This window comes from Streptomyces sp. NPDC039609 (assembly GCF_055596705.1).
Window position 1 is genome coordinate 479,552 of the sequence record NZ_JBVIUJ010000005.1, and the last position, 12,273, is coordinate 491,824.

The 12,273-nt window shown below is 70.3% G+C and carries 13 protein-coding genes and 1 pseudogene; 5 read left to right on the plus strand and 9 right to left on the minus strand.

Annotated elements, in window-relative coordinates; translation table 11 throughout:
• Positions 1 to 77: 77 nt before the first annotated feature.
• Positions 78 to 632 carry a NuoB/complex I 20 kDa subunit family protein gene (locus tag ACZ561_RS17580; RefSeq protein WP_056552623.1) on the minus strand — a complete coding sequence of 185 codons (555 nt, stop codon included), beginning with the start codon at positions 630 to 632 and terminating at the stop codon, positions 78 to 80.
• A 17-nt stretch (positions 633 to 649) separates the two neighbouring features.
• Positions 650 to 1,009, minus strand: coding sequence for an NADH-quinone oxidoreductase subunit A (locus ACZ561_RS17585; protein WP_030494815.1), 360 nt, complete (start codon positions 1,007 to 1,009; stop codon positions 650 to 652).
• Positions 1,010 to 1,670: 661 nt separating this feature from the next.
• Between ACZ561_RS17585 and ACZ561_RS17590 the strand changes: the two genes are divergently transcribed.
• The gene (locus tag ACZ561_RS17590; protein ID WP_470995520.1) at positions 1,671 to 2,498 is read left to right on the plus strand and encodes a C40 family peptidase; all 828 of its coding nucleotides are present in this window, start codon (positions 1,671 to 1,673) and stop codon (positions 2,496 to 2,498) included.
• 90 nt (positions 2,499 to 2,588) lie between these two features.
• On the opposite strand, the gene ACZ561_RS17595 is transcribed toward ACZ561_RS17590, so the two are convergent.
• Positions 2,589 to 3,620: an NAD(P)-dependent oxidoreductase gene (locus ACZ561_RS17595; RefSeq protein WP_470995523.1), complete on the minus strand. Its 1,032-nt coding sequence runs from the start codon at positions 3,618 to 3,620 to the stop codon at positions 2,589 to 2,591.
• On the opposite strand from ACZ561_RS17595, the gene ACZ561_RS17600 reads away from it, so the two are divergent.
• On the plus strand, positions 3,538 to 4,584 hold the full coding sequence (locus ACZ561_RS17600; RefSeq protein WP_470995526.1) for a helix-turn-helix domain-containing protein: 1,047 nt from the start codon (positions 3,538 to 3,540) through the stop codon (positions 4,582 to 4,584). The two genes, ACZ561_RS17595 and ACZ561_RS17600, sit on opposite strands and share 83 nt — an antisense overlap.
• Here ACZ561_RS17600 and ACZ561_RS17605 read toward each other — a convergent pair.
• From ACZ561_RS17605 to ACZ561_RS17625, 5 genes and pseudogenes are all read right to left on the minus strand, one after another.
• Positions 4,508 to 5,749, minus strand: coding sequence for an ABC transporter permease (locus tag ACZ561_RS17605; protein ID WP_470995529.1), 1,242 nt, complete (start codon positions 5,747 to 5,749; stop codon positions 4,508 to 4,510). The genes ACZ561_RS17600 and ACZ561_RS17605 overlap by 77 nt on opposite strands.
• 5 nt (positions 5,750 to 5,754) lie before the next feature.
• Positions 5,755 to 6,426, minus strand: coding sequence for an ABC transporter ATP-binding protein (locus ACZ561_RS17610; RefSeq protein WP_470995908.1), 672 nt, complete (start codon positions 6,424 to 6,426; stop codon positions 5,755 to 5,757).
• 56 nt (positions 6,427 to 6,482) lie between these two features.
• On the minus strand, positions 6,483 to 7,166 hold the full coding sequence (locus ACZ561_RS17615) for an efflux RND transporter periplasmic adaptor subunit (protein WP_470995924.1): 684 nt from the start codon (positions 7,164 to 7,166) through the stop codon (positions 6,483 to 6,485).
• 280 nt (positions 7,167 to 7,446) lie between these two features.
• A pseudogene (locus ACZ561_RS17620) lies at positions 7,447 to 7,971 on the minus strand (peptidoglycan-binding domain-containing protein); the annotation flags it as partial.
• Positions 7,946 to 8,470, minus strand: coding sequence for a hypothetical protein (locus ACZ561_RS17625; RefSeq protein ID WP_470995532.1), 525 nt, complete (start codon positions 8,468 to 8,470; stop codon positions 7,946 to 7,948). The pseudogene ACZ561_RS17620 and the gene ACZ561_RS17625, both read right to left, overlap by 26 nt.
• A 272-nt stretch (positions 8,471 to 8,742) precedes the next feature.
• Between ACZ561_RS17625 and ACZ561_RS17630 the strand changes: the two genes are divergently transcribed.
• The 3 genes from ACZ561_RS17630 to ACZ561_RS17640 all read left to right on the plus strand — a co-directional run bounded on the left by ACZ561_RS17630 (position 8,743) and on the right by ACZ561_RS17640 (position 10,853).
• Positions 8,743 to 9,159, plus strand: a complete 417-nt coding sequence (locus ACZ561_RS17630; protein WP_470995534.1) for a peptidase inhibitor family I36 protein — start codon at positions 8,743 to 8,745, stop codon at positions 9,157 to 9,159.
• Positions 9,160 to 9,300: 141 nt separating this feature from the next.
• Complete coding sequence (locus ACZ561_RS17635) at positions 9,301 to 10,248, plus strand: hypothetical protein (RefSeq protein ID WP_470995537.1); 948 nt, start codon at positions 9,301 to 9,303, stop codon at positions 10,246 to 10,248.
• Positions 10,249 to 10,448: 200 nt separating this feature from the next.
• Entirely contained in the window at positions 10,449 to 10,853 is a 405-nt protein-coding gene (locus tag ACZ561_RS17640) for a helix-turn-helix domain-containing protein (protein ID WP_470995539.1), read from the plus strand.
• A gap of 94 nt (positions 10,854 to 10,947) precedes the next feature.
• On the opposite strand, the gene ACZ561_RS17645 is transcribed toward ACZ561_RS17640, so the two are convergent.
• Entirely contained in the window at positions 10,948 to 12,231 is a 1,284-nt protein-coding gene (locus ACZ561_RS17645) for a geranylgeranyl reductase family protein (protein WP_470995542.1), read from the minus strand.
• Positions 12,232 to 12,273 lie beyond the last annotated feature (42 nt).

Here is a 12,273-nt window from a genome sequence, read left to right on the forward strand (position 1 = left end):
GTTCCCTTCTCCGCCCGCGCGGCGCAGAGGCGCGGCCTTCGCTGTCATCTGCGGCCCGGCGGCCGCGCGTGCGTCGGTCACCTCAGCAGACCCTTCATCTCAATGGTCGGCAGGGCCTTGAGCGCCGCTTCCTCCGCCTCGCGGGCCGCTTCCTCCGCGTTCACGCCGAGCTTGGAGGTCTGGATCTTCTGGTGGAGCTTGAGAATCGCGTCCAACAGCATCTCCGGGCGCGGCGGGCATCCGGGCAAATAGATGTCAACCGGAACAATATGGTCAACGCCCTGCACAATCGCGTAATTGTTGAACATTCCGCCTGAAGACGCACAAACCCCCATGGAGATGACCCACTTGGGGTTGGGCATCTGGTCGTAGACCTGCCGCAGGACGGGCGCCATCTTCTGGCTGACGCGCCCGGCCACGATCATCAGGTCGGCCTGGCGCGGCGAGCCGCGGAAGACCTCCATGCCGAAGCGCGCCAGGTCGTAACGCCCGGCGCCGGTCGTCATCATCTCGATGGCGCAGCAGGCGAGGCCGAAGGTCGCGGGGAAGACGGACGCCTTGCGCACCCAGCCCGCGGCCTGTTCGACCGTCGTCAGCAGAAAGCCGCTCGGCAGCTTCTCTTCGAGTCCCATAGGTGCCCCTCAGCCCCTCAGTCCCATTCCAGGCCGCCGCGCCGCCACACATAGGCGTAGGCGACGAAGACGGTGAGCACGAAGAGCAACATCTCCACGAGCCCGAAAAGCCCCAGGGCGTCGAAGGTGACGGCCCAGGGGTAGAGGAAGACGATCTCGATGTCGAAGACGATGAAGAGCATCGCCGTCAGGTAGTACTTGATGGGGAAGCGGCCACCTCCGGCCGGCGTCGGTGTCGGCTCGATACCGCACTCGTACGCCTCAAGCTTTGCCCTGTTGTACCGCTTTGGGCCGATTAGCGTGGCCATGACCACGGAGAAGATCGCAAACCCCGCACCCAGGGCACCGAGCACGAGGATGGGCGCGTACGCATTCACGCTCCTCGCTCCTTCCAGTCGTCCTTGACCGTTGGACCGCACGGTCGGGCCGTGGAAGATCGCCCCCATGTGAGGCAGTTCACAAGCCCGACTGCCCCGCATCTTATGCCCGCCCCTCTGTGATCTGCGACACGGGGTACGGGAAGGACTTTGTGATCTCCACCACCTGACGAAGGATCATGAAGTCGGATGAGCGGTGATCTTGGCACTCGAAGCGCCCAGGTGATCACCAGATGTGACATCCGGACCGGAAAGCGCTGGTGGGAGGGGGTGGCGCTCTATCAAGAGGTGGGCCATGCAAGCAAATTGGCACTGGACGCCGCATGGGTGATAAAGCAACTGGCCGTCGCCCGGTCGGGGGCACTCGCGGACGGGAGTGGACGCGTGCGCACATTCACGAGCCAGAGTGTGACCTGCACCACACCCTCGCACATCCGGAGAAAGCAGGGCTTGGCCATCGGTGTGAAGAGGTGGTAAGTGGCGGTCAATTCGGACGTTTCGCGGAAAACCCGTGATCAACGGCCTGATAGGCCCTGACCGTTTTGTCCGTTACGGCGTCAATAAGGGCGCCAGGTAAGCGGATTATGTGGTTCCGAACGTAACTGTGGCGCAACCCACGTTTCTTGAAGGGAACCGTGAAGCCCTGATAGCGGTTGTACTCATGTCCCACACCGCTCACATACCCAGCCACCGGAAGCCCCGCCGCAGCGCCTCGAAGCTCGCGCTCCGGGCAGGAGTTGCCGGTGGCGTCCTCAGCACCATCGCGGTGGCCGGTGCTGCCGGGCCGGCGAATGCCGAGCCGGTGACCGAGACCATCGAGATGCCCACCCTCGGTTCCCTCGACATCGACCTGGCGAGCGCCGTCTCCGCGTCGGCCGAGGCCTCCCAGCAGGAAGCCCTCGACCTGAGCCTGCGGGCCCAGGAGAACGCCGCCATCGAGAAGGCCGCCAAGGACGCCAAGAAGGCCAAGGCCGAGGCCGACCGCAAGGCCGAGGCCGAGAAGGCCGAGAAGGCCCGCGCCGAGGCCCGCGAGCGCGCCTCCCGCACCCAGGCGCGCACCTCGCTCTCCGCGTCCTCCTCGTCCTCCGACAGCGGCTCGTCGTCCAGCGCCGACAGCAGCTCGCAGGTGGCCACCGGCTCCGCGGCGGCGATCGTCGCCTTCGCCCGCGCCCAGATCGGCGACGCCTACATCTCCGGCGGCACCGGCCCCAACTCCTGGGACTGCTCCGGGCTCGTCCAGGCCGCCTACCGCCAGGCCGGCGTCGACCTGCCGCGCATCTCCAGCTCCCAGTCGTCCATGGGCACGTCCGTCTCGCTGAGCAACCTGCAGCCGGGCGACATCCTCTACTGGGGCAGCCGCAGCGGCTCGTACCACGTGGCGATCTACGTGGGCGGCGGCAAGTACGTCGGTGCGCAGAACCCGTCGACCGGTGTCGTCGAGCGCTCCCTGGACTGGGACATGCCCTCCGGCGCGGTCCGGATCCTCTGATCACCCGCATCCCGAAGAACGCGAAAGGCCGTCACTCCTCGGGGGAGTGACGGCTTTTCCCTATTTCGGCCAGGTTCGTTCGGTTTTGTTCTACTTGCGGAAGGCCTCGACGATCCGGGCGTAGCTGTCCCCGCCGTGGCCCGCCTCGACCGCGCCCCGCATCAGCTCCAGATGCAGCTCCGGCAGCCGGTTGTCGATGCCGCGCGCCTCCGCCGCGTGCAGGAGATGGGCGATGGCGACCACCTGGACGTCGATCGTGGCGTCCGCGCCCGGGTACTCCCCCGCGTCGATCTGCTCGGCGTACCCGGTCATGAACCAGGAGACCGTCTTCAGCCAGCGGGTGGCCAGCGCCGTGAAGTCCCGGGCCGGCACCCCGTCGGCGCCCGCGAGGGCGGTGGCGTGCAGCCAGCCGCCGAAGACCGACCACATGAGGCCGAGCAGTCCGGCGTCGTGGAGCGAGGCGAGGCCCGCGTCCGCGCCCAGTTCCACCGGATCGCCGAGGACGGCAAGCGTCGCGCGGTGCTCGGCGAGGAGCTCGGGCCCGCCCGCGTACAGGATCATGTTGGCGCTGTCGCCGACGCCGGGCGGTGTCGTCATGATGGCGCCGTCCAGGTAGCCGATGCCGTGCTCCGCCGCCCACTCCGCCTCCGCTCGGGCCTGCTCGGGCGAACCGGTGGTGAGGTTGACCAGGACCCGGCCCCGCAGCGACTCGGCCACGGGGGCCAGGAGTTCGCGTACGGCCCCGTAGTCGAGGACGCAGACCACGACCAGCTCGCTCGCTGCGACCGCCTCGGCGACGTCGGCCGCGCGGACGGCCCCACGGGCGACCAGGGCGTCGGCCTTCTCCGGAGTGCGGTTCCAGACGGTGGTGCGGTGGCCCGCGGAGAGGAAGGCGCCGGCGAGGGCGGAGCCCATCTGTCCGAGACCGATGACCGAGATGTTCTGTGCGTTCATGGACTCCACGCTCGCAGCGGCGGAATCCGGCCGACAGTGGCAGGACTGACTGCGCCCGCAAAATTCCTGCCGTAGGGTCGCGGGCATGAGTGCGGGAGTGGTCGCCATCGCCGTCGTACCGGACCGGCGGATCGGAACGTCGCTGTGGGAGCTGTACGAAATCGCCATCGCCTGCGCCGTCTTCGGCAATCCGCAGCCGGACCTGGCCGACCCCTGGTACGAGCTGCGGCTGTGCGGCGAGGCGGAGGCCGGAGCCGGGGTCTTCTCCCTGCGGACCGACCACGGCCTCGACGGGCTCGTGGGCGCGGACACCGTCATCGTGCCGTCCGTTCCCGACGCCGTCGTGGAGGACGGCGAGGAGGTGCCGGCCGCACTGGTCGAGGCGCTGCGTGCGGCAGCCGCGTCCGGCGCACGGATGGTGTCCCTGTGCACGGGGGCCTTCGCGCTCGCCGCCGCCGGACTCCTCGACGGCCGCCGGGCCACCGCCCACTGGCAGCACACCGGGCAGCTGGCCGCCCGCCACCCCGAGGTGATCGTGGACGACTCCGTGCTCTACACGGACGAGGGAAGCGTGTTGACGAGCGCGGGGGCCACCGCCGCGCTCGACCTGTGCCTGCATCTCGTACGAAAGGACCTCGGCGCCACCGTCGCGGGGCAGCTCGCCCGGCGCCTGGTCGTGCCCGCCCACCGCACCGGCGGGCAGGCGCAGTTCATCGAGGCGCCGCTGCCGCCGAGCGACGGCGACAGCCTGGGGCCCGTCCTGCAGTGGGCGACCGAGAACCTCGCCGGCCCGCTGACCGTCGACGACCTCGCCCGGCGGGCCCGGCTGAGCCCGCGCACCTTCCACCGGCGGGTGCAGGAGGCGTACGGGACCACGCCGTTGCAGTGGCTGCTCCAGCACCGGGTGGCCCGTGCCCAGACCCTGCTCGAATCCACCGACCTCCCCGTGGAGCTGGTCGGCGAGCGCAGCGGCCTGGGCACGTCGGCCAATCTGCGGCGCCACTTCACCCGTACGGTCGGGGTCTCCCCCTCCGACTACCGGCGCGCGTTCCGGTTCAGCGACGCAGCGCCTCCGCCGGTGCGATCCGCGACGCCCGCCAGGCCGGATACAGCCCGGCGATCACCCCGGTGACCAGTCCGATCGCCGGGGCCGCGGCCACCGTCGCCGAGTGCACGACCGGCGTCCAGTCCCGTACGAGCGCCACGGCGATCACCGTCGAGACGCCCAGCGCCGTGCCGACCAGCCCACCGACGGCCCCCAGAGCACCCGATTCGGTGAGGAACTGGACGGTGATGTGCCGTCCTCGTGCGCCCAGGGCCCGGCGCAGACCGATCTCCCCCGTCCGCTCCAGCACCGCCACCAGTGTGGTGTTGGCGATGCCGACCGCGCCGATCACCAGGCAGATGGCGGCGAGCAGCAGGAAGAGCTGATTGAGGTCGTCGGTCACGCCGGCGCGGAGCGTCTTCGGATCCGGCGGCGGGACCGCCTTCAGATACTCCGGATGGTCCGGGCGCAGCGCCACCGGGGCCTCGTGCGCGATCTGCTCGGCCGCCCCCGCGCGGGTGGCGATCAGCATCTTCGCGTCGCCCTGCTGGGGCGGTCCCCACAGCTTTTCTGCGGTGGTCCGCGGCACCGTCACCGACATCAGGACATCGGCCCGGCGCTTCACGTCGTCGACGATCCCGGCGACGGTGAACGGCTCGTCGCCGATGAAGACCGCGGGACTCGTCTCCAGGGTGGTGATGCCGAGCCGGGCGGCCACGGACGCCCCGAGCACCACCACCGGCTGGCCGCTCTTCGAGGCGAAGTCGTCGTACAGCCGTCCCTGGGCCAGCTTCGGCACCGCCGCGCGCAGCGCGCCCGGGGAGGCGGCCACCACGTCGATCTGCTCGCCGTCGGCTCCGTCACCGACCGGCGCGGACCGGACGGTCGTGCCCGGCGCCAGCCGGACCGTCCAGTACACCCCGGCGTGCTCGACGCCGCCGAGCCCTTCGATCCGGGCGTCCGCGTCGGCGGGGAAGGCGGGGTCGGCGAACTCGTTCTGTTCCTGGGCGATGTCCTCGACGGTGACCTCGGTGGCGGTCAGCAGATTGAACCGGGAGTCGATCTGCGAGGAGGTCGTCGCGGTCAGCCCGAGGATGGCCACGAAGGTACCCACGCCCAGGACGGTGCCGAGCGCGGTGAGCGCCGAACGGCCCGGACGCTGGAGCATCCCGGCGACGGCCTCGGACAGCACGTCCCGGGCGGTGAGCCGGGACGGCTCGACGACGCGCGGTGTGGATCTGCGCAGGCCCATCCGGCTCACCCCACCCTCGCCGACTCGCTCAGGACACCGTCGCGGATGGTCACGGTCCGCCCGCCGCGCGCAGCCACCTCCGCGTCATGGGTGATGACCACGATCGTCATGCCGGAAGTGTGCAGTTCGCCGAGGAGTCCCAGGACGGATTCGGCGTTGTCCGAGTCGAGGTTTCCGGTCGGTTCGTCGCACAGCAGCAGCGAGGGCCGCCCGGCGAGCGCGCGGGCGATGGCGACGCGCTGGCGCTCGCCTCCCGAGAGCCGGCCGGGCAGAGCGTCGACGCGGTGGCCGAGGCCGACCCGTTCCAGGGAGGCACGGGCCCGCGCCCGGCGCTCGGCGCGTGGCACGGCCGAGTACACCATCGAGAGCATCACGTTCTCCGTCGCGCTGCGGTGGGGCAGCAGATGGAAGGACTGGAAGACGAAGCCGATGCGGCGGCCGCGGAGCGCCGTGCGGTCTCCGTCGCGCAGCCCCGCGGTGTCGATGCCGTCCAGCAGATAGGTGCCGCCGGTGGGCGCGTCGAGCAGACCGGCGACATTCAGGAAGGTGGACTTGCCGGAGCCCGAAGGGCCGACGATCGCGATGAACTCACCTTTCTCCACGACGAGTTCGCACGGGCGGAGCGCGGTGACCGGCGGCGGCCCCGGGTACGTGAGACTGACCTGGCGGAACTCCATGACGGGGGCGACGAGGACGGGATCGATACGCGGATCGGGGTCGTGGCCCGGGCTGCTCACGAGGTGCCCTTGGATGCGCCCGCGGCTCCACCGGGGTTGATCCCGGTGACGACCTTGTCGCCCTCCTCGAGCGCGCCGGCCGCGAGCGGGGTGACCTCCACGAAGCCGTCGCCGGTCGTGCCGGTCCGTACCTCGATCCGCGCCTGCCTGCCCGTCCCGTCGACGGTGGTGACGACGGTCTTGCCGTCGGATCCCGCCGAGACCGCGGTGATCGGGACGACCAGCGCCCGGCCGTCGGTGGACGCGGCCTCGATGGTCAGCCGCACCTCCTGGCCGGCGAGTTCGGAGGGCAGTTCCCCGGTCGGCCGGGCGGTGAAGAGATAGCCGACCGCGCCGGAAGCGCCGCCACCGCCCGCGTTCGCGTCGCCGCCGCCACCGCCCCCGTTCTGCGGGGCACCGTTCTGCGGATCCTGCTGCCGGGAGGGCGAGTCGGCGACCGAGACGACCTTCGCGTCGATCTCCCTGCCCGAGTTCTCCTCCAGGATCTTCACCTTCTGGCCGGCCCTGACCATGCCCTTCTGGTGGTCCTGGAGGTGGCCCTGCGCCACCAGCTTCCCGGAGGACAGGGTCATCACCGCCCCGTCGACCTGCGCCCCGGGCCGTGCCGGGACGGACGCGACCCGCGCCGGGAAGCCCTGGACGAAGACGACCTCGCCGGCCGGAAGCATCGGACCGGCCACGGCCCGTGCCTTGGCGAGGGCGGTCCGGGCGGTCCGCAGATCCGCCTCGGCCCGGTCGCGCGCCTTGCGCAGGGTCTTGTCCTGGGCTTGCCTGGTCCGTGTTGCCCTTCAGGGCGTCGCGGGCGTCCTCGGCGGCCCGTTCGGCCCCGGTGACCGCGGCCTTGGCGCCGTCGACGGCCGCACCGTCGTCGTCCACGGCCGGCTTGGGGTCGTAACCGATGGAGGCGTAGAAGGCCTCGACCGCGCCCTTCGTCCCCTCTCCGAACGTGCCCTTGGCGTCGCCGCCGCGGCCGTGACCGAGCGCGGCGAGACCCTCCTGGAGCTGCTTCACGTCGTCGCCGGTGGCACCGGGCTTGAGGTCCCGGTAGACCGGCAGCCCGCCCTTCAGTACGAAGACGGGCCGACCGGATATGTCCAGGAGGACCTGGCCCTGCCGGAGGGCGTCACCGCTCTTGACCGGGACCTTGGTGACGACCGGGGCACCGCTGCCCTCGCCGCCCGAGGCGACCGGCGCGACCTGCACGGTCTGGCCGGCCGCGACGGTGCCGCGCAGGACGACCGTCTCGGTGAGGACCCTCTTCTCGACCCTGGCGATCAGCACGTCCGGAGGGGGCGGTTCGGCGTCCGCGGCCACCTGGGAGGGCGACTTGATGAACGTCCCCGCGACGATCCCGCCCCCGGTCAGGACCACCGCCCCGGCGACCAGACCGACGACCCAGAGGCGGCCGCGCGAGAGCCGCGAGTCGTCGGACGAGGACCGGGACTCGTCCGAGGTCTCCTCAGCCACCGACGACCGTCCCGCCACTGTTGCCGCCGGACGCCGGGGAGCAGGCCTTCCGGGCCGCGATCACCTTGGGGTCGCCCTTGATCTTCGCGCCCAGATCGCCGTCGAGCACCACCTCCCCGGTCTTGGGGTCGGGGTCGGGGTAGTCCGTGACGCCTTCCTTGCGCATGCACTCGGAGTTCTTCCTGGCCTCGGCGAGCGCCGCCGGATCGGCCTGCCCCTGGGCCGGCAGCTTGCTCACGCAGGCCGCCTCCGCCTTCGTGATCGCGTCGGGCTTGTTGGCGTCCTTGTCGACGCGCTTCTCACCGCTCCCGGTGTCCTGGAGCGTGAGGCCCTGCGCGGCCAGGCAGTCGTAGTACCCGGCCCAGTCCGCGGTCTTCTCCGAGGGTGAGGCGGACGCGGCCGGCGGCGGCGTGCTCCCGCCGTCCTTGTTCGGGGATGCGCCGCCCCCTGCGTTCGCGCATCCCGCGAGCCCGAAGGCGGCGATCAGCAGAGGTACGACGACCGTACGGCGTGTCATCAGAATGGTCCTTCCGGAAGGGCTTCCCATGCATGGGGGAACGCGCGATGAGGGGCCGTCGCGGCGCTGCGCTACGTCGCGTCATGGCCCCTGCGCGGGAACGGCCGGCGCCCGGCGGGCGACTCGGCACCGTCACGAGAGCCACGGGTAGTCGCGCCGGTAACTGTCTCAACAGACAGTGGACTGGTGCCTGTTGGTGCTGTTCGCTCTTAAAGACGGCCCACTCGGGTCGCAACCACCACACCAGCACCATCGATTGGAAAGGCACCACCATGCAGCGCACTGCCATCCGTCGCGTCGCCGCCACGGCGATCGCGCTCGCCGCCATCGGCGCGGGCGCCCTCGCCACCGCCGGTTCCGCCTCGGCGGCCACCGGCAAGAACGGCTACCTGGAGAGCGGCGAGCTCGGCCTGTACTACAACTCCAACCAGGCCGGCGCGGTGTTCGACCTGTACGTCGAGGACACCGACTTCTGGGGCGACACCTTCCCCGGCCCGGGTGCCGGTGCGGGCCAGTCCGCCAACGACAACACGGCCTCCTACTGGAACCGTGACTCGAACGTCTGGTGGGTCTACACCGACCGCAACGCCGGTGGCGCCGAGGGCAGCCTGCCCGTCGGCCACGTCGGCAACGCCTCGGCGACCTTCAAGAACAAGATCTCCTCGGCCTACTACTACAAGGCCCGTTGATCGTCACTGACTGACCCGTCGGACGGCGATTCAGGCGCCACCGGCAACGCATGACACAGGAGCCGTTGCTCTGCCCGAAAGAGGCGGGCAGAGCAACGGCTCCGCCCATGGTAGCCACGCACATTCCTCTGGAGCAGCCCCATGCGCCCACTCGCCACGCGCGCCTCCGTCCTTCTGCTGAGCGCCGCGCTTCTCACCGCCTGCTCCTCGTCGGACTCCGGCGGCGGCGACCCCAGGAGCGAGCCCGAGATCGGCGCGGTACCCAAGCTGCTCCGGACGACCGGGCTCTCGTACCCGCTGGACCCGTACGAGACCACCGACGAACAGCGCGAGCAGCTCCAGAAGGCCCAGAACCGGCTGATCAGCCAGTGCATGAAACGGTTCGGCTTCTCCTACGAGCCGTCCTCGCTCGTCGACTCGGGCCGCAGGCCCGGATCCGACGACTCCCGGTACGGCCTCACCGATCCCGCCAAGGCGGCCCGGTACGGCTACGACAGCCGCGGTGGCGTCGCTCCGCCCGCGAAGCCGCCGGCTCCCGTGCTCGGGGTCACCGGACAGCTCGCCCTGAACGGCCCGGACACCAAGGGGGGCGCGGCCCAGCCGATGAGCTGGGAGGAGGCGCAGGGGGTGGACAGCGGCAAGGTCGTCAACGGGCAGAAGGTGCCCATCGGGGGCTGCAACCGCGAGAGTTACCTCAGGCTCTACGCGCCGAAGAAGGGCGCGGTGGACATCATGTTCGTCTTCAACGTCACCGCCGACTCCTTCACCCGGGCCCGCGAGGACTCCCGCGTCACCAAGGCGCTCACGGCTTGGTCGGCGTGCATGGCCGAGAAGGGGTACAAGACGCAGGATCCCGTGAGTCCTCAGCCGGATCTCGGACTCGCCGCGGACACGTACGGAAGCCCCAAGGCGATCGCCGCCGCCAAGCAGGACGTCGCCTGCAAGGAACGAGCCAACCTCGTCGGCATCTGGTTCACGGTCGAGGCCGCCTATCAGAAGCGGAACATCGAGCAGAACGCGGAAACCCTGAACCAGGCGAAGGCCGAGCTGGGAGACCGTTTGAAGATGGCGACCACGCTGAACGGCTGATCAGCAAAGCGCCCAGACCGGCCGGAAACCGACTGATCGGAATGTCGGTTTCCGGCCGTTCGGACGAGGACCATCAGGCGAGACGGGCGATGGATTCCGCCTCGATGGGGGTTACGGTCACTGGCGCGACGCCGCGCCGTCGCGCCCTGCACGCCGTGGCACGGCGCTCAACGAATGCCGTCTCTGGGGGGGGGACAGACATGCATCGTCATGGCCAGTACTGCAACCCGGCACGTCCTACGGAAGTCGACGAGGAGAGGTCGGCCCGGGTGAACCCGGTCACCGCCGCCTTACAACTCCTCGACCTGCTGACCGATCGTGAGAGGGAAGTCCTCGCGGCCATGCCCGGAGGCGAGTCCAACACGGACCTCGCCGCACGGCTCGGCATCACCGAACGCACCGTCAAGTTCCATGTCACGAACATGCGCGAGAAGCTGGGCGGGCTCTCCCGTCTTCAGCTCCATCTGCTGGCGCTGCTGGCCGAGATCGTCTGGCCGGGCCGTCTTTGTCGCCCCGCCGGAGCCGGGCGCGCGGCGCAGACGACGAGCGTGATCTCCCGGGGGCTGCTGCCGAGGCGCACGGCCGAGGTCAGAGCCTGCCCGTGAGACGAGGATGCCCCCGACGTCGGAACGCCGGGGGCATCATCCGTTCGTGGGCCGCCGAATCGCCGGTCCGACGACCGGGGCGGGCCGGAGCGGCTCAGGCCTTCGGGGCCACCTTCGACAGGCCGTTGATGATCCGGTCCATCGCGTCGCCACCGGTCGGGTCCGTGAGGTTCGCGAGCATCTTCAGGGTGAACTTCATCAGGACCGGGTGGGTCAGACCGCGCTGCGTCGCGATCTTCATGATCTTCGGGTTGCCGATGATCTTCACGAAGGCGCGGCCGAGGGTGTAGTACCCGCCGTAGGTGTCCTTGAGGATCTTCGGGTAGTTGTGCAGGGCCAGTTCGCGCTGGGCCGGGGTCGACCGGGCGTGCGCCTGCACGATGACGTCGGCCGCGAGCTGGCCCGACTCCATGGCGTACGCGATGCCCTCGCCGTTGAACGGGTTGACCAGGCCGCCCGCGTCACCGACGAGCAGCAGGCCCTTGGTGTAGTGCGGCTGGCGGTTGAAGGCCATCGGGAGGGCCGCGCCGCGGATCGGCGTCGTCATGTTCTCCGGGGTGTAGCCCCAGTCCTCCGGCATCGAGGCGCACCAGGCCTTGAGGACCTCGCGCCAGTCCAGCTCCTTGAAGGCGGAGGAGGAGTTCAGGATGCCGAGGCCGACGTTGGACGTGCCGTCGCCCATGCCGAAGATCCAGCCGTAGCCGGGCAGCAGCCGGTCCTGCGGGCCACGCCGGTCCCACAGCTCCAGCCAGGACTCCAGGTAGTCGTCGTCGTGGCGAGGACTGGTGAAGTACGTCCGTACCGCCACGCCCATCGGCCGGTCCTCGCGCCGGTGCAGGCCCATGGCGAGGGAGAGCCGGGTCGAGTTGCCGTCGGCGGCGACGACGAGCGGCGCGTGGAAGGTGACCTCGCGCTTCTCCTCGCCGAGCTTGGCGGTCACTCCGGTGATCCGGCCGGTGCGGTCGTCGATGATCGGGGCGCCGACGTTGCAGCGCTCGTACAGCCGCGCCCCGGCCTTCTGCGCCTGCCGGGCGAGCTGCTCGTCGAAGTCGTCGCGCTTGCGGACGAGCCCGTAGTCCGGGTACGAGGCGAGGTCCGGCCAGTCGAGCTGGAGCCGGACTCCACCGCCGATGATGCGCAGGCCCTTGTTGCGCAGCCAGCCGGCCTCCTCGGAGATGTCGATCCCCATGGAGACGAGCTGCTTGGTGGCGCGCGGGGTGAGCCCGTCGCCGCAGACCTTCTCACGCGGGAACGCGGTCTTCTCCAGGAGCAGGACGTCGAGTCCGGCCTTGGCGAGGTAGTACGCGGTCGTGGAGCCGGCCGGGCCTGCCCCGACGACGATCACATCTGCGCTGTGCTCGGAGAGGGGCTCGGTCACGGCGTGGTCTCCCGAAGGGTCGAGGGAAGGTCGGTCGAAGTC